At 46.1% G+C, this 18,706-nt stretch carries 14 protein-coding genes; 7 read left to right on the top strand and 7 right to left on the bottom strand.

Features of this window, described 5'->3' with window-relative positions:
* The 5 genes from ACLTD4_RS11690 to ACLTD4_RS11670 form a co-directional block, all read left to right on the top strand.
* The coding region (locus tag ACLTD4_RS11690) for a glycoside hydrolase (RefSeq protein ID WP_412331321.1) at positions 1-1,163 on the top strand (1,163 nt) is incomplete at its 5' end.
* 346 nt (positions 1,164-1,509) lie between these two features.
* Entirely contained in the window at positions 1,510-1,923 is a 414-nt protein-coding gene (locus ACLTD4_RS11685) for a BlaI/MecI/CopY family transcriptional regulator (protein WP_117623210.1), read from the top strand.
* The gene (locus ACLTD4_RS11680; RefSeq protein WP_412331320.1) at positions 1,910-3,322 is read left to right on the top strand and encodes a M56 family metallopeptidase; all 1,413 of its coding nucleotides are present in this window, start codon (positions 1,910-1,912) and stop codon (positions 3,320-3,322) included. Before ACLTD4_RS11685 ends, ACLTD4_RS11680 begins: the two co-directional genes overlap by 14 nt.
* A gap of 183 nt (positions 3,323-3,505) precedes the next feature.
* Positions 3,506-3,823: a hypothetical protein gene (locus ACLTD4_RS11675; protein ID WP_117623208.1), complete on the top strand. Its 318-nt coding sequence runs from the start codon at positions 3,506-3,508 to the stop codon at positions 3,821-3,823.
* Positions 3,824-3,884: 61 nt separating this feature from the next.
* The gene (locus ACLTD4_RS11670; RefSeq protein WP_117623207.1) at positions 3,885-4,628 is read left to right on the top strand and encodes a hypothetical protein; all 744 of its coding nucleotides are present in this window, start codon (positions 3,885-3,887) and stop codon (positions 4,626-4,628) included.
* Between the two features lie 427 nt (positions 4,629-5,055).
* On the opposite strand, the gene ACLTD4_RS11665 is transcribed toward ACLTD4_RS11670, so the two are convergent.
* Genes ACLTD4_RS11665 through ACLTD4_RS11655 form a run of 3 tightly spaced genes read right to left on the bottom strand, consistent with a single transcriptional unit; the run spans position 5,056 to position 10,954 of the window.
* Entirely contained in the window at positions 5,056-6,000 is a 945-nt protein-coding gene (locus tag ACLTD4_RS11665; RefSeq protein WP_117623224.1) for an N-acetylglucosamine kinase, read from the bottom strand.
* A gap of 13 nt (positions 6,001-6,013) precedes the next feature.
* Entirely contained in the window at positions 6,014-8,200 is a 2,187-nt protein-coding gene (locus ACLTD4_RS11660) for an ATP-dependent helicase (RefSeq protein WP_117623206.1), read from the bottom strand.
* A complete protein-coding gene (locus tag ACLTD4_RS11655) occupies positions 8,201-10,954 on the bottom strand; it encodes a DEAD/DEAH box helicase (protein WP_117623205.1) in 2,754 nt (917 codons plus the stop codon).
* Between the two features lie 485 nt (positions 10,955-11,439).
* On the opposite strand from ACLTD4_RS11655, the gene mgtA reads away from it, so the two are divergent.
* Entirely contained in the window at positions 11,440-14,094 is a 2,655-nt protein-coding gene (gene mgtA, locus ACLTD4_RS11650) for a magnesium-translocating P-type ATPase (protein ID WP_117623204.1), read from the top strand.
* Between the two features lie 32 nt (positions 14,095-14,126).
* Positions 14,127-14,717, top strand: a complete 591-nt coding sequence (locus ACLTD4_RS11645) for a hypothetical protein (protein ID WP_117623203.1) — start codon at positions 14,127-14,129, stop codon at positions 14,715-14,717.
* Positions 14,718-14,862: 145 nt separating this feature from the next.
* On the opposite strand, the gene ACLTD4_RS11640 is transcribed toward ACLTD4_RS11645, so the two are convergent.
* From ACLTD4_RS11640 to ACLTD4_RS11625, 4 genes are read right to left on the bottom strand one after another with little or no spacing between them, the layout of a single operon-like run.
* Positions 14,863-15,786, bottom strand: coding sequence for a transketolase family protein (locus ACLTD4_RS11640; protein ID WP_117623202.1), 924 nt, complete (start codon positions 15,784-15,786; stop codon positions 14,863-14,865).
* A 12-nt stretch (positions 15,787-15,798) separates the two neighbouring features.
* Positions 15,799-16,662, bottom strand: coding sequence for a transketolase (locus ACLTD4_RS11635; protein ID WP_055659283.1), 864 nt, complete (start codon positions 16,660-16,662; stop codon positions 15,799-15,801).
* Positions 16,655-17,560, bottom strand: coding sequence for a sugar phosphate isomerase/epimerase family protein (locus ACLTD4_RS11630; RefSeq protein ID WP_181988663.1), 906 nt, complete (start codon positions 17,558-17,560; stop codon positions 16,655-16,657). The genes ACLTD4_RS11635 and ACLTD4_RS11630 overlap by 8 nt, the downstream gene beginning before the upstream one ends.
* Before the next feature lie 33 nt (positions 17,561-17,593).
* A complete protein-coding gene (locus ACLTD4_RS11625; RefSeq protein ID WP_055659286.1) occupies positions 17,594-18,706 on the bottom strand; it encodes a M42 family metallopeptidase in 1,113 nt (370 codons plus the stop codon).

The following is an 18,706-nucleotide window of genomic DNA, read 5'->3' as shown; positions in this document are numbered from 1 at the left end:
CGGATATGGAGGCTCTGCTTCAGGAAATGAAGGAAGGCGGAATCGAACACGCCTGGATCGGCCTTAACAGCTGGGAACAGGCGTATGGAAAACCGGAGCTGGTCGAAACTGCGGTCAGCCAGGATTATCTTATCGCCAGCTACGACTCCTACCATTCGATTCACGAGCCCGGCAGAGAGCAGTGGATTACCGCTCAGTTTGACGATCCATCCCTGTATGAAAACGCAGTCATAACGGATCAGAACGGCAAACCGGAAAGCGGCTTTCAGAACGTTGGCCGCAAATTAAATCCCACCCTGTCGCTTCCTGCCGTCAAAAATCGTATGGAGGGCATCATGTCCAGCCAGCTCCCGTTTAACTCCTGGTTTATCGACTGTGACGCAACCGGAGAGATCTATGACGATTACACACCTTCTCACATCACCACACAGGAGGAAGATCTTGCCGCCAGACTGGAACGTATGTCTTACATCAGAGACCAGTACCATCTCGTCATCGGCTCGGAGGGCGGCAATGATTTCGCAGCCTCTGATATCGCATACGCCCATGGAATAGAACTGAAGACATTTGCCTGGATGGATGAGGACATGAAAAAGAATCAGGACAGCGACTATTATATCGGAAAGTACTACAATCCTAACGGTGGCGTCGCGGAACATTTCTCCAAACGGATTCCGGTAAAAGAACAGTACCATACCACCTTTGTGGACCCGAAATACGATATTCCGCTATTCAAGCTCGTCTACAATGATTCTGTCATCACAAGCTACCACTGGGACTGGTCGACCTTCAAAATCAAGGGCGCGACTGCAGACCGTATGATACGGGAAATCCTTTACAACGTCCCTCCGCTCTATCATCTCGATGCGGTGGAATGGTCAAAGTATAAAGAAGACATTCTCCGCCACCAAACCGTCTGGTCGGACTTCAGCAAAACGGCTGTCACCCGGGAAATGACCGGTTTTGAATATGAGAGCGAGGACGGCAGCGTGCAGAAAACCGTATTCGGAGGCGGCGGGGAGGCGGCCGCGGTTGCGGTTGCTAATTTCGGTGATTCCTCTTATCAGTATGAGAATATTGAAATCCCGGCTCACTCTGTGCTTATAGAGATGAATGGGAGCCGGGAGGTCTACACGCCTTCTCTGGATCCGGAGCACGTATGAGAATACAAATGATATATTGATGATCGCGAACCACATTTTCAATGTCTTTCGTTAGTACCATAAAATCGGTTTCCTGCAAAACTGCTGCAGGGAACCGATTTTTATCTAGATAACTCTGCCTGTAAAAGATTTTGGGGTCGACTATAAAATGAGAGGTTTTATTTCCGCAGTTGGGAAGATGCAATAATTAAAGACCGCCCCCATACCAGCCCATACTGGAAATAATTTTTGTAATTAAATTTAAATCAAAATACAACCTCTACAGTATTGACATTTTTTACGATTATGATAATATATTTATATAAGTATACTTTTAATAAATATATCATGTAAAAAGAAGGATTCCATGGAACGAACACGCAAAGCAGAATTAACATTACAATACTTAGGTGGAATGAAAAAACTATCTGCCAAAGAACTAGAGTATATGGAAGTAATATGGCAGCATCCGGAAGGGATCAGCAGTAACGAAATTTACTCCTATTTTACTCAGTCTCAAAGTACGAAAAGTACTATCCTATTTAACATTTCTGAAAAAGGCTATGTAGTGCAAAGGCAAGAAGGACGGCATCACATTTATACTGCAAAAGTAAGCAAAATCGAGTATAACCAGGCACTTATTAAACAAAAAATTAATATAGTTGGTATTGACTCCCTGGAAAATCTCATAGCTGCTTTTTGTGGTAAAAACAAAGCTACTGAGGAGCAAAAGAAAAAGATTGAGGATTTTTTAGAGGATCTGAAGAATGATGGCGAGTGATATTCTACTGCTTATCATTAGTTTATCTTTGGCCGGAAGTATTTTGTATGCTATGGTTTTAATTATGCATCTATTTTTTAAAAATTACATAAAGTCGCGATGGTTCTATTCAATGATGAAGATCGCCATGATATTTTTTCTTTTTCCCTCTATCTTAATAGCTTTACTGGCATGGGAGCGTTTTTTATCAACGACATCTAATTTTATAAATGGTGCTGACTTAAGCAAAGCCTTTTTTCACAGTAACACAGATACTTTCGGGCGGCATCTGCAAAATTCTGCAATCTTTATTATTCTTTTATGTATATGGTTAGCTGGCTTTATTATTTGCTATGCGGCTGCTTTATTTCAAGAATTATTGCTTATGCATCATCTGAGGTCTGTAAGTAATGAATGTATTAGTCTCGATGTATATAATCTATGTAAAAGTATTTCTGATAGATACAAAATTAAGAATCACGTATCTATTTATCAATCCGATGTTATTACCTCACCATTTATAGTAGGATTTTTTGGACCTACTATTTTTCTCCCCGACAAAACATTTGACTTGGAAGTCCTTGATCTTATACTCGCTCATGAATTATGGCATTATAAAAGCCGCGATGTATTATACAAAAGCGTTATGGCTTTTATTAGTGGTCTTCATTGGTTTAATCCAATTATTTATTTCTTTTCAATCAGTTTTAGTAATTATGCAGAGATTGCGTGTGATGAAATAGTCTTGGATGGCTGTCGGAAAGAGAAAAGATTGAGATATGCCGAAATAATTGTAAATATGATAAATACCAATAAAGAAACCTCTGTTTCCGTCGGTATGACCGATAAACAGATGAATTTTACTAAAAGGAGGCTTTATTATATCATGCATGAAAATACACATAGTAAAAAAAGTGCAATACTGCTTATGATCACCCTGTTTGTATTTGCTTGTCCATTTTCAGTTTTTGCTGCTGTATCAACTACAGCATATGCACAGGATATATTTATCAATGAACTTTTGATAAACCAAAGCGAACAAGAAGCACAGATTCCCATCAATAGTTTTATGGAACATACTGAGACGGTTACTCCTGCTGCAGTAAACACCATAAGCGGTATAACCCCCCGAGGAACAAATCCAATCGATCTAACACTTCCAGAGACTGGAAGAGTTACCTTTAATACACTCACCTTGTCTAAAGGCACAACTGTCAAATTTGTCATAGGGGCAGATAACACATCAGATTCCTTCCGTTGTGGCATCGCACAAGGTTTAAAATCAACTTATGTTAGTTCCTCGAATGGTACTGTAAATCATACATTTACAATTAAGGAAACAGGAGACTATACACTATATCTTGAAGGAAAATCCTCTTCTGAAGTCCATGTTTCAGGGATGATTACAATTAAGGAATAATGTAATAATAAAAAAGAGCATTCCAGCTAATGATTGTTTGATTACCGCAACAGGTGCATATACTTCATGTTCATTCATACTAGCATTCAACGATGCTCAACTGGCTCGGCAACATTGTTCACTGAGTATTGACCTTCAACAAGGAAAAATACAACTTTTATGTTAGAGGCACGATAAAACAAAATGGTAGGAATTGGTCAATGGTTTCAAAATATAACTGTAACCTATGGTATCAACCTACTGGGATATGATGCTATTGAAAGTTATGAGATTGGCACCGGCGATTTTTACATTAATACCGCTTGTAAGCATTTTAAAGCTAACGAAGATGATTCAGGCAATGCTTATATAGCTTATGAAAATAATTCTATAAATTTAGATGGCAGCGGTATTTTATATGATATTGGGGTAGCCGTTGGTCACGATCGCGCAAAAGGAATATGTCAGCCCGCCAAGGGATGGGACTCCTTTTTGTGGTATTTAATTAATGCTTTCGTTTAAACCACTAATAGCGGGGAAACTGTCTTAAGACAGTTTCCCCGCGCAAAGAACGGATTATATTATGAATAAAAAATTAATCATTGTAATATTACTGATATCCGTCGTTTTTTGTGGCTGCAATTATAAGAGGGATAAAAGTGAAATAGAAAAAATAGTATCAGATTTTTATATAACAGACTATTCTTATGAAGAAACCACAGAAAAGTATGCAGATGATGGTTCACTTATTCTGCGCGTGGTATACGAGGGTGAAGTATTCCAAAAACCATATAAAGAGCACAAAAAAGTCATTTCTTACGATAACTTTAATCGTACAGCAAATAAACAGCTTAATGAAATTTATTTTCAAGGATCTGATAAAGCAGTAACTACGTATATTTCAACGGATGATGGCTGGACAAAACAGCTTACAACACGCAATTATCCTTATGGTTACGCAGAGTCTATTACTTTTTCAAAAATTCCGGACGAAACTTTTTCTACGGATCATGTAGATGTTTATATAGGAGAATACACCGTTTTGCTTTCTTCCAAAAATAGTTCCTTTCAAAAATTATCAGCCACAGTAACACAAAAATATTATGTGGACAAAGAAAACAAAGTTCTTACTAAAATTGAAACAGATCTAACAGATCTTAATCGAATGCGCGATACTATTAATTATATATCTGTTAACGGGTATTCCTTAGAAGAGGCGCAGAAAAAAGTGGCTTTAGATAATGAAATAAAAGAAATTAATATATTGAATATTACAAAATATGGTGATCCTGATGACTTTCAAATTCCAGATATTCAAGAATATTAGATTCACAATCTATATTTGTCGACTTTTTATGCTGATACATAATAAAATATATAACATATAATCAATATGATTATATTACACATAATTATATATTATTAAAAATTCAGGCAAATGAAAGTCAGAACACATACAGTAGACGGAATGGTTCGTGGTCATCGCACCAGGAACCATTTTGTCTGCCGTATATGTAAATCTCTTTCCAAGTTAATTTGTTATTTCAATCCACATTCTGAGTCCAGAATACAAAACTCAGAATGACATAGTAGCTATGCTACCATTTTATCCGGTTGCCCGGATTGTTTTGACCTCATGTCAGTGGGGGATATCTGCCCGCCACTGACGCTAAGTTTGTTTTTGCGATTCATCTCCCACCTGTAGAGGCTGGGAGAATTCTCGTTGATTTTGTTAAATAAGCAGATAAGCTCTTTTATCTGATCTTTCCCGCAAGCATCAAAGCCAGATCAAGCGCACTCGTCTCCGGGACAGCGACAGCGATTTCCGGCATGACCTGTCTCACCCTTTTTACCACTTCATCTCTGATTATCTCATTTTTAACCAGAACACTGCCCCACAGCCACAGATGAGGTTTTTCCATCCCGCTCGCAAAGGATTCCTGGCTCTGTCTGGTCCAGCCGGCCTTACGGGCAGTATCTTCAATGAGTTTCCATATTTTCTCCGCACAGTCCTTAAGGATTCCTTCCGCCTGTGGATCTCCCTGTTTGGCGGCCTCACAGGCAATCATGGAAAAGCAGGCGATTTCCGACTTATCAAACAAATGCTCATTCACGAACAAATCAATCTTTTCCAGCGTATCCAGGCCGCTCTTTTCCATAAACATCCGGGTTAGATACGGGCATTTGGTCCTCTCGTCCAGATCCTCTGCTGCAAGTCTCATAGTCTGCATACCCAGATAAAATGCGCTGCCCTCATCACTTAAGATATGATTCCAGCCCCCGGTCCTGTATATAGTGCCCTTCGCATCGATTCCATAGCAGATGGAACCGGTACCGGATACCACTACCATCGACGGCCCCTCCTTCAAATACAGAAAGACCTCACAGTCATTGACTGCCCGGATACAATCGGACTTAAATCCCATTTCCTCGAAGATATCCCGGCACATCTTCTCATATCCCGGTGAATCAATTCCGCTTGCCGCCACACAAATCCCCATACAATCGGATGGATTCAGTTCCAGCTCCTTCAGTGCCGGAAGCACCAGTTCCCGGCAGCGGCTCCGGCTTTTATCGTATCCGTCCGTATTGATACTGCAGCCTGGCCCGGTGAATTCCCCGAGGATATTCCCGTCTCCGTCTTTCAGTTTTAATCTTCCATTCGTCCCGCCTATGTCCATTCCAGCATAATAGTTCATAAAAATTCCTCCCTTATTGTCCATTTAATATTTCCAGGCAGCTAAATGCCTTGATAAATTCTTTTCTTCCGTATCCTTCAAATTCTACGGTAATCATCGTGTCATCTTCTTCAACAACATTGCCGCATCCGTATGTTTCGTGGCGAACCAGTATTTCGGCAGATACAGATTCAATGTTTGGCGTTTTCTCCTCCATTTCCTTCATCCCATCTGCTTTCTCCACATCCTTTTCTTCCAACTTCTCCCCGTTTTCCTTCGCCATCTGTACCTGTCTCCGCAGCTCCTGCAGGTTGGCAGTTCCCGTCCGCCTCTCCGGCTCCTGTCCCTGCACCAGTTCTGACGGAATCATCCGGATATAACGGCTTTCCCCGGCCATCACACCGAAGATGTCGGGATTTGTATACCAGGAAAGCTCCAGATAATTTCTGGCCCGTGTAATTCCCACGAAAAACAGCCGCCTCTCCTCATCTTCCCCGTCTATCCCTTTCGTCCGCAATGGAATCAGGCCATAATTCACACCAATGATAAAAACATGGGAAAACTCCAGTCCCTTTGAGGCATGGAGTGTCATCATTTTCACGCGGGCCTCCCCGGCGCCGTCCGCCTCAGGAAGCAGTTCCCGAGAAGTTCCATACAGCGCCGCTGAGTTCAAGAATTCCCGAAGCCCTTCCGGAAGCTTAAGGTCTTTTGCATTCATAAATGCAAACATGCGGTCCAGAAAATGCCAGACATTTACCTTATCGTCCTCATAAGACGCTGCATTGGGTTTCAGTGAACAATCCAGATCAAAATACTCATAAAATGCATTCGTATTCTTTATCTCAGCGCCATTTCGGTCAAACGAAACCATTTTTTCGAAAAGTCCGGGCACCGCAGCTTTTTCTGATCCACTCTCAGAAGCTTCCTTTCGGCCGCATACTCCCGCGCAGCCTTCCTCTGCCAGTTTTTCCGCCTTCTTCGCAGAAATTCCCACGCCGTATTCCCGGCTGCTCAGAACGAAAACCGCAGCAGCGCGGTCGGCCGGGTCCGCCAGGAATCGCAGAAGCCGCAGGAGCCATTCCAGCACCGGAATTTCATGAATCCCCGTCTTTACGGCCACCTCAAATGGAATTCCATTCTTTGAAAATACATCCTCCAGCACCTTAGACTGGCTCTGCAAGCGGTAAAATATGGCGATCTCGTCAAAAGGAATCCCCTGTTTCTGCAGTTCACGGATCCGGTCAGTCAGATAACACGCTTCCTGAAAGGAGTCGTAGTGGTTCTTCACCACAATCTTTTCCCCGCTTCCTCTTATCCCTTCCAAAGCCCCGCCATTCTGCTGAAAACACCGGGCTGCCTCCAGAATCTCGTTGCAGGACCGGTAATTGACCGGGAGCGAAAGCTCTGCCGCCTGATACCGCGTCTTCAAAGTATAAAACAAATGAAACGCGCTCCCACGCCAGCTGTAGATCACCTGATTGGGATCTCCAACCGCAAACAGCTTCGCTCCCTTTGCCATAAAGCAATCAATAAATTCCAGCTGTTTTCCATCGCAGTCCTGTACTTCGTCAACAATCACCCATTGAATATCCGCAGATCTCTCTTCCTCGCCTTCCTCTTTCGCTATCAGGAGGCAGGCATTTTTCATCAGATCCGAAAATGTCATCTTATTTCGCCTAAGTTTTTCCTCCGTGAGAAGCCCTGCCAGGATTTCCAGATCATCCTGTCTGCCGGCCACTCCGGAATCGCCCGCTGCCGATACGCGCTCCGCTGCCGCCAGCCGCTTTCTCAGCCGGTTCTTGTACTTTATCTTCAGCTTTTTCTCCGCTATCAGCGCATGGGCCAGCTCCAGTTCCTCATCCGGCTCCATCACCATGAAGTCCTTCGTATATCCCAGTGTCTCCACCGGGAGTCTTTTTTTCAGGAGTCCCAGAGCCACGCCATGAAACGTCCCGAAGTTTTCCGTCTCCTCCGGCGTTACTGACAGGTCCGCACGAACAAGGCGCTCCCGTATTTCAGAAGCCGCCTTGTTTGTGAATGTAAGCACCACCATATCCCGGTAACTCACATGCTTCACCTCATGAAGATAGAGAATCTTCGCAGTCAGCACCGTCGTTTTTCCGCTCCCCACATTCGCACTCACGAGGCAGGCTTTATTTTCATCGGTGACCGCTTCCCTCTGATAGGGGTTCAGCCTCTCCCATTCTCTTTCCCAGTCCACCTAATTCTCCTTTTTCTTAAGCTTATTAAACCTCTGTTCAAGCTTTTTCCGCATATCGCTGTTGTCTCCGCTGTTGTCTCTGCTTCTGTTGTCTCCGCTTCTGTCCCCGCCGTTTTCACCACAGCCATCGTCCCGGTTCTCTCTGTTTTCCTCTCTTTTCCGAACCTCCACCTCCAGTTCAAATCCTTTCGGTACGTCCGTATAATAGGAAATCAGATTATTAAGGGCCTTTCGGTTTGTCTCCTCCATGATCCACTCCCGGTAAAATGGCTGATCCGTAATCAGAGCGAGTCTCCTCCCCTCCGTCCTGACCGCATTCACCGTATTTAAGAAGGAGGCAAACGGCTCCCCGTTTTTCAGCAGCATGGCGGTAAATGCCTTCCACTGCGCTTCCAGCTCGTCAAACCGAAATGGCTTCTGTATAAATGTCGATGGGCCGTACGGCGCCATTTTCACATGTTTCGGCACTTCTGACTCCTCCAGCATATTCCTAAGCCCCCACAGAACCATACTTTTATCGAGATGGTAGTCACCGACACAGGCGGCGCAGCCGTCCTCGCAGGGACAGCCGCTCACCATGGCGATACCATTTTCTATAATCTCCGGAATCAGCTCGTACGCTTTCTCGGCATATCCAAGACCTCCGGTATACTGATCGTAGAGAAAGAGATATACGGACTCCTCAACGCTTTTTTCTGCATAAACGGCGTTAGTGCTGACAGTCGTGCCGATGTCCTCCTGCTCCGTCATCGTTACCAGGCGCGCTGCGTTTCGAATGGCGCAGCACAGCCCCTCAAAATGATTGTTTCGGATCATCTGCCCGTTTGGACTCTCCTGCAGCAGACGGCGGTAGGCCGCTACCACATTACCCGGGAGCTTCAGCCAGACGCTCTCCGTTTCAAATTCTCTGGATAACGAAGGGTTAATCTGTTCATAGCCCAGATTCTGATGATTATGAAACTGAAGCTTGCGGTACAGGGAAACCTGCGCGTTGACATTCACATCGCCGAACACCGCATCTATTCGTTTCCATGGCTTCTCTTTTCTGCCGTGAATGATCGTGATATCCGTATTCCCCATGGGCGTCGTATAGTAATTTCCATTAAACGGCACGGCACGGGCTGTCCTTGTCTCCAGATCCAGCGTCACCACCTGGTACTGAACGCCACCGTGTAAATAGACGGCTCCGGGGTGAATCTCGCGGAACGCCTGCATCTCGTCCATCTCCGTAATCTCTTTTCCGCTGTCCTTTAAGAGCAGCTTGTACCGGTTGGGGTCAATATTGCGCAGGCTGTAATCTCCGGCCGGGAAGGAACCGCCCGACCACACGAATTTGCCATTCTGTCCGGTCAGCTCCTTTGCCCGCATCAGGACCGGAATCGTCTCGCCCAGATCCGGAAAGACAGAGGCATCATCCAACGTCAGGGGAATCTCCGCCGCAGCCGCCCTGATGTGGGAAAGTTCAATTAAAAGGTTGTTCTTGTCTACGACGGCGCTCTCACTGCTGTTTTCGAACAGCCATCCCGGGTTCGTTCCGATGTACTGATCGAAAGGCTGGCTGTCAAGAATCAGATAATTGGTGCACGCCCGGCCGCTTCTTCCGGCCCGGCCCGTCTGCTGCCAGAAGGATGCCCTCGTTCCCGGATATCCGGCCAGCACAGTGGCATCAATCTTACCAATATCGATACCAAGCTCCAGCGCATTGGTTGACACCAGCCCGCACAGCGCTCCTGTCACCATCTTGTGCTCGATCTCCTTACGCTCCGCAGGCGTGTAACCGCCCCGGTAACCGGATATTTTATCTGCCTGGGACGCACTGGCCGGACTTTCCGCTTCAAGACGGTCCCTCGCCTCCTTTAGAATTACCTCCACATTTCTTCGGGAGCGGGCAAATGCGATAAAATTCTTTCTCTGTTCCACCAGCTCCGGGATCAGCTCCGCCGCCACCGCCGTGGCCTGCACCTGTCCATAGTACTTTTTATCGTGCCCCAGAATCTTCGGAGGCTTTATCAGAAGGTAGGTTCGCTCTGCCGCAGGAGAGCCCTCCCGCTCGATCCGCACGAATTTTCTTCCGCAGATCTCCTCCGCCAGTTCGACGGGATTGGCAATGGTGGCCGAACTGCACAGAAAGACCGGTGATGAACCGTAGTAGCGGCACACCCTGTGAAGCCGGCGGAATACATTGGCCAGATGGGACCCAAACACGCCTCTATAGGTGTGAAGCTCATCAATGATGACAAACTTCAGATTCGTAAAAATAAAATCGAATCCGAATTTACTGTGATTCGGCAAAAATGCACCATTCACCATCTCCGGGTTTGTCAGAATAATATTCGCTTCTTTCCTGATCCGGCTCCTCTCGCCCGCGGGTGTGTCGCCGTCGTAAACTCCCGCCGAAATGCGGCTCTTTCCGAAATATTCAATGAATGGCTGGATCGCGCGGTACTGATCACTGGCCAGCGCCTTCGTCGGATAGATGAAGACCGCCCGCGCCAGCGGATTCCTTAAAATCTCCTCGATAACAGGAAGCAGAAAGCCCAGCGTCTTTCCGCTGGCCGTAGATGTGGTAATCACCACGTTCTCCCGTTTCAACGACCTTAAAAACATCTCCGCCTGATGGATATAAAGCCCTCTCACCCCGTTTTTCTGCAGATATTCCCGCAGTTCCTCCGGAAGCTCCGCCGGGAAGCCGGCATAACGGGCACTCCGCTCCGGCATGGTTCTTCTGTAAATAATCAGATCATTGATATCCATAGTTATCTTCCTCCTGCATTACCTAAAGATCATTATAACGCAAGAACGGATGTTTGGCATCATTTTTCTTATCGGATATTTTATCCTGACACTCGGTTGACACATCACGCCATGAATGCTATGATGGGCGTAGTCACTTCAAAATGTCCAGTCTATGTTACAAGGAGGTGAAACAATGGACGGCAACCCTCGAAGTCGTAAAAACGTCTTCAAAATCTCATATCACAACATGAACCGCGTAGGTACCATGGGATACGACCGGCCGTCTATTGTGCTTTTATAGGAATAGATGGAACTGTCGTTTCTTTTGCGCCGCCTTTCGGGGTGGTTTTTTTTGTGTAACAGGAAAAGCCTTCCGGGCAGGGTGCGCGCTCCACGTTAGGGAAATATGGCCGCTGGCACGGCCGCGTTCCGGCGCGGGAATCCGGCTGGCCGGATTCTATGTTGTTTTATGGGAACTCTATTATGGAAAGGAGTAATTCCCAATGAAACTCAATCAGAACATTTTCAGATTCAGAAAAAGAAACGCTCAGATTCAGCAGAAACAAAATGAAAGCGAAAAACTTCTTCGTAACTTTGCATTTCTTGATTTAAAAGACTTGTTTGACCATTTTTCCGTCTCCGGCTCGGGGCTCACTGCAAAGCAGGCGGAGCAGCTTCAGGAGGAGTATGGAAAGAATATCATTACAACCGGTCAGAGCAATACCACGCTTCACCGTCTGGTAAACGCGGTTGTCAATCCCTTCAATATTGTACTGCTTATCATCGCCGTTATCACACTGTTTACAGATGTCATTTACTCCCAGCACCCGGATTACGTTACGGTATGCATTATCCTGTTTTTGGTAATCGTCTCCAGTCTGGTCGCATTTATCCAGGGAGAACGCTCCAACTCGGCGGCGGAAAAGCTTTCGAAGATGATTTCCAACAAGGCCGACGTCCTGCGTGATGGCGTGCAGACGGAAATTCCCATCGAAGACGTCGTTCCCGGAGATATGGTACGGCTTTCCGCCGGCGATATGATTCCGGCCGATATCCGCTTTGTTTTCACGAAAGATGCATTTGTCGCTCAAGGCTCCCTTACCGGGGAATCGAATCCGGTAGAAAAATACGCGGATATCCGTTCAGACAGGGAAGACGCGCTGACCGACCTTCAAAACATCGGTTTTATGGGTACCAACATGGTAAGCGGCAGTGCAACCGGCATCGTCCTTGCCACAAACAACGAAACCTATTTTGGCTCCATGGCGAAATCCCTGTCCGGAGACCGGGCAAAAAACAGCTTTGAACGGGGCGTTGATTCTGTCAGCAGCCTTTTAATCCGGCTCATGCTGGTCATGGTGCCAGTCGTACTGCTCATTAACGGCTTCACAAAGGGGGATTGGGGCGACGCGCTTCTGTTCTCCATCACGATCGCCGTAGGCCTGACCCCGGAGATGCTGCCGGTCATCATGACCTCCACGCTGGCAAAAGGGGCTGTTCTCATGTCAAAGCATCAGGTTATCGTCAAAACCCTGGGAGCCATACAGACCTTTGGCGAAATGGATGTACTCTGCACCGACAAAACCGGCACCTTAACGGAAGACAGAATTATTCTGGAAAAATACATGAACGTAGTGGGGGATAACGATAACCGGACCCTGCGTCACGCATTTCTCAACAGCTATTTCCAGACGGGCCTTAAAAATCTGCTTGATCTGGCCATCATAAACCGGGCTCATGAAAACGGCATTGAAGCCATCTTAAACAGCTACACCCGGTTGGATGAGATCCCCTTTGATTTCTCCCGGCGCAGGATGAGCGTGCTCCTGGAAGACCGGAACGGCAAGCAGCAGCTGGTAACCAAGGGAGCCGTGGAGGAGATGCTGGCAATCTGCACCTACGCAGAATGGAACGGGCAGATCCTTAAGCTGGATGAAACACTTTTACAGAAGGTTCGGGCTGTTTACGAACAGCACAACAGGGACGGACTCCGGATGATTGCGGTGGCACAGAAAAATGATGTGGCAGGAGGAGAATTGAGCGTGGACGATGAGCGGGACCTGGTACTGATTGGTTTCGTAGGTTTTCTGGACCCGCCCAAGGAAAGTGCAAAGGCGGCAGTCACCGCCCTGGATAGCCACGGCGTGCGGACTGTTGTTCTGACAGGCGACAGTGAAGGCGTTGCGGTCAAAGTATGCAGTAAGGTGGGCGTGGAGACTTCCCGCTATCTAACGGGAAAAGAAGTGGAGGCCATGGATGATGCCGCACTGTCAGAGTCTGTGGAACGCTGCAGTATTTTTGCGAAGCTGTCCCCTTCCCAAAAAGAGCGGGTAGTGAAAGCACTTCAGGCCAACGGACACACGGTCGGTTATATGGGTGACGGAATTAATGATGCGCCGCCGCTTCACCAGGCGGATGTGGGGATTTCCGTGGATACCGCTGTAGATATTGCGAAGGAAACCGCGGATATTATCCTGTTGAAGAAAGACCTGATGGTATTGGAGAAAGGCGTGGTGGCTGGTCGGCGGACCTTTGGGAATATCGTCAAATACATTAAAATGGCGGCTTCCGGCAATTTCGGAAATATGATATCGGTGATTGTCGCCTCCCTGTTCCTCCCCTTCCTTCCCATGCTGCCAGTTCAAATACTGACCCAAAACCTGCTTTGTGATTTTTCACAGATGGGGATTCCGTTTGACAACGTAGATCCGGAATACTTACAAAAGCCGCGGAAATGGGAAACCCGGTCCATCAAATCCTTCATGGCCTTTATGGGGCCGCTGAGCTCTGTCTTCGACATTCTCTGTTTTGCGGTCATGTGGTGGATCATTAAAGCAAATACGCCGGCTATGGCCCCACTGTTTCAGTGCGGCTGGTTCGTTTTCGGCACCGTATCCCAGGTCCTGGTCATTCACATGATACGCAGCGGGAAAGTACCATTTGTACAGAGCATGGCCGCGAAGCCGCTGCTCCTGTCAACCACGATCGTCGCCCTGGCAGCCGTTCTGGTTGGATTCTCCGCTCTGGCCTCCGGCCTGGATATGGCTCCCCTGCCGCTTGGATTCCTGCCATGGCTGGTACTCCTTCTTGCAGGCTACTGTCTGTCAACGCAGTTTTTTAAAGCAATTTATATTCGGAGGTTTGGGGAGTGGCTGTAAGATGGCCCCTCCCGCCACGAAAGGATATCCAAATGAATGAAATTTACGAAATTCTGGATCTAATCAAAATAAGGCCTGCAATGTATATCGGGGATCACAGCATTACAGCCCTGTACAGCTTCCTAAACGGGTATTCCATGGCTCTTAACCGGCTGTCTATCGAGGATCATACCGCCACCTTGCTGCCTCTGCCGTTTTGGTTTTTTCATGAGTACGCCGCACGCCAATACGGCTATTATGAATCGACCTCCGGCTGGCGAAATATGATATTGGACCATACCAACCACGATGAGAGGCAGGGGCTGGATGCGTTTTTTGTCATGTATGAACAGTTCAAATCCTTAAAAATAGTCCGTTACATGTATGCCGTGCCGGATATAAAGCACCAGCAGTTTTATGAAAAAGAACCCCTATATCCCGATCCGGTAAAAGTCCATCTTGTAGAATTGACGCCAGGGTATTTGCTGCTGATAGAAACAAAAGAGAAATACGTCCTGATCAACTCTCTCTATTCAAACAAACAGGCACCTCTGGACTATGCGGAACAATGTTTTGGCTCTATTACAAAGTGGAAATGCAAAGAAATTAGTAATCTGGTATTTGATAAGGAATTGGAATTTTAGACCGTCCATTCATAAAAGAGACCAATATTGCATCATCCTGATAATATGAGAAAAAGCTGTAATTCAGCCAAATTCCATAAACCTGGAGCTTTGGCTGGATTACAGCTTTTTCTCTATTTGCATTCATATTCCATTAACTTTCTGCTCACTCCAATAATTCACGAATCCTGGCAGCAATACTATCTGCTGTCAAGCCATACATCTCAAATAAATCAGCGCTGGAGCCGGATCGTCCAAACTCATCTCTCATTCCCATCTTTAGAACTTTGCACGGACAATGTTCTGTAACGTATTCGCTGACCGCTCCGCCAAGGCCGCCAATCGTGTTATGATCCTCTACAGTAAGAATACATGCTGTATCTGACACCGCAGCCTCTATCGCTTTCCCGTCAATCGGTTTGATGGAATACATATCAACAACCCTTACCCTGATCCCCTCTTTTATTAGCTGATCTGCTGCACGAACTGCAAAATCCACCATGCGGCCACAAGCCATAACCGTCAAACGGTCCCCATCTCGAAGTAGTCTGCTTCCTCCCAGTGTAAATTCCATATTCTCCGGATAATATTCCTGATTGATTTCCCGCCCGAATCTCATATAAAATGGCCCGTCTGTCTCCGCCATCAAACGCGTAAGTTTTGCAGTCATATTTGGAGTGGACGGAGCCAGAACTCTAAGCCCTGGTATTGCGCGCATAATCGCCATATCTTCGATAGCCTGATGTGTCGCGCCGTCAAAGCCAGTTTCGAGCCCTGCATGAGTTCCCACTATTTTTACGCTATAACCATTATAACAAATCATATTTCTTACCTGATCAAGCGCCCTCATGCTTGTAAATACTGCAAAGGAAGCCACAAACGGAATCATACCGCAGCTCGCCAATCCAGCAGCTATAGATACCATATTTTGCTCTGCAATCCCACATTCAAAAAAACGATCCGGAAAATCCTTAATGAACTCACCATAATTTAGTACATTTATGCAGTCAGAATCTACAACCGTAATCCGTTCATCCTCCATCGCCAGCTTGTGTACCATATTCCCATAAGCAACTCTGTTAGCAATCATATTTTCACCTCCTTAAGTGCGTAAGTTATTGAAATTAGTTCCTCCCTTTCCCAGTTCAGCCAACGCAGCGTCGTACTGTTCTTCTGTCGGTACAGCTCCGTGCCACTCCGCTTTTCCTTCCATAAAAGAAACTCCTTTTCCCTTAACCGTATTGGCAATAATCATAACCGGTTTATCCGGTTCACTCTTCTCTACTTGGCTTTCTTGTGTAACATGATCCAGTATCTCAATAATTTCGGAAATCGAATGACCGTTTATCTCGTAGGTTTTCCAGCCAAACGAGTCGAACTTATCTTTTAGATCCCCCAGGGGCATAATCTCTTCATTTGTACCGCTCATCTGCACCTCATTATGGTCAAGAATCGTAATCAAACGATTTAATCGGTACTTTGAAGCAGCCATAGCAGCTTCCCATATCTGTCCTTCTTCAATTTCACCATCTCCCAGCATACAATACACAAAAAAATCTTTTTTCATCGTCCTTGCAGCAAGAGCCATACCTACTGCAGCCGACAGTCCCTGTCCCAAAGGCCCCGATGACATATCAATTCCCGGCGTTTTAGGATTGGGGGCTCCCTGAAGATGGCTGTCTGCCTGACGCAGATGACTCATCTCTTCCACGGAAAAAAATCCTTTTTTTGCCAAAGCAGCGTACAAGATCGGTGCCGAGTGCCCCTTACTCAGTACAAAGCGATCCCGATCCTCCCACCCAGGCCGTTCTGGATCTAACCGCATTTTATAAAAATAGAGAACTGCTATTATTTCGGCAGCAGATAGACAGCCTCCAATATGACCGGATTTCGCCCTGTATACAGATTCAATTGTTTCTATTCTGAGCTGATTTGCAATTGTTTTTAATTTCATTATATCATACATTGCTGTTACTCCTTTCCTCCAGCAATTGCTCTAAAGCCAGTGCACTTGCTTTTGCAGCAAATTCCGGATAATCCCATTTTTCATTTACCTCTGCGGTAATCCAGCCATTATATCCAATCTCATGCAAGGCCTGCATCACTTTCACAAAATCAATGTCTCCGCTAAGCAAATTCACAAAACCCTGAACCGAGGAGTAGCCTTTTCTAAAATCTTTTATGTGAACCCGTTTAATGCGGGACCCCAGAATCCGGATCCATTGTTCCGGATACCCGGAGGGCTGTACATTGCCAATGTCAAAATACACCTGTACATAGCTGGAACCTATCTCATCAATAAACTGCCGCATTTCTAACGGTGACATTAAAAAATGGTTCCAGACATTTTCAATTCCCACCGTTACTCCCACCCTCTCAGCGATAGGAGCAATCTCCTCAAATGCCTGAAGTGAACGTTCATATGCTGTATTATAATCAATGATTTCCAGCCCCGGATGATAGTCCTCTTCTTCATGAGTTCGGAAGGAGGGATGAATTTCGTCAGAAATAAAGTCTGCTGTTACGAAGCCCGGCAGGGCTAATGCCACTTCGGAATTAAGCTCAGCTGCTATATAAAGCTGTTTTCGCAGCATCTCTCCGGCTTTTTTTCGCATCTGAGCATCATCGCTGGTGAAAGAGCATTTCCAGTTTAAACTGCTGCTTACTGAAATAATTTCTATCCCGGTCTCCTTCGCCGCCTGCCGGATCGTCATCAATTCTTCTTTACTGCAATCCAGCTGCAGTTCCCCTTTTTCAACAATTACAAGTTCTATTCCCTCAAATCCCAATCTCTTTGCAAATTCCATCTTCTCCCTTAAATTCAACGTATGTGGAAGCGCCCAGTAATGGATACCTTTTTTCATATGCCCCTCCCTATCAGCCATGAATACACTTAATCACGAATCACTGCAGCAATCAATAGAATAGCGATTTATTGAAAACTCCGGCGTTATCGCCTTTGCGGAGGCTGCTGCCAACAAGCCAAGATTCTTAATATCGCTTAAGGAGCACGTCTCCACAGGTGAGTGAGTATATCTGGCCGGGTAGCCGAGATCCAGACAAGCCACTCCCTCATTTTCCATCTGTACGTAGGCTGATTCTGTTATAATTCCAAGAGATGCAAACCGCTGATGGGGGATATTTTCTCTCAAAGCACACTCCTCTGCAAGTCTGGCCAGACCTTCATGGGGAATCATCCCATTTAAAGTTCCTCTCCCATGAAAATTATAAAAATTAATTGTCGGCCCTTTGCCAAGTGCATTCTGATATTTCGTTTTTAAATCCGGAGTATCGCCTGCAAGAACCACATCCAGCCCCATAGCCACCTCCGGTTTTAACCTTCTGGCTGCAAATGCAGCGCCTCGAATATTAAACTCCTCCCAAACGGTCCCGACGAAATGCACAGTTGAGGACGGCCTGTCTTCCCATAAACTCTCGGCGGCAAGAATCAGTGCGGTCAGCCCGCCACGGTCATCTAAAGCAGTACCACTTACTTTATCTCCTGCAAGAGGTTGAAAAGACGGTTCATAAATGGCAGGACAACCCACATCCACTCCCAGCGCCCTTACCTCCTGCTCTGATGCGGCCCCAATATCGACATAAAGATTCGTCACCATATCGACCTTGTATTTTTCTTCTGCTGAAGCCGCATGATGTGCTTTATTTCCAATCAAACCAGGTATGAAATCACCATGCACCGTGCGTATCCATAAACGCAGTGCAGGCAACACCTTTTCCGGTATCCCCCCTAATCTGTCCAACTGGATATAGCCATCCGGTTCAATCCTTCTTACAATAAATCCCAGTTGATCTAAGTGGGCGTACATCATCACCGAAGGTGATTCAGGATCTGTACCGTCTAGCGTGGCCATCACATTACCCATGCGGTCTAACATGATACGGTCAACAAACGGGCGTATTCTACTGGAAAATACCTCTGCAGCTCGTTTTTCGTAACCGGATGGAGCCGGTGCCAGGCAAAGTTCTTTTAATACCTCTTCTGCATTCAT

The sequence above is a fragment of the Hungatella sp. genome (genome assembly GCF_046966825.1).
Note: the sequence above shows the minus strand (reverse complement) of the source record. Positions and strands in the feature narration are given on the sequence as shown.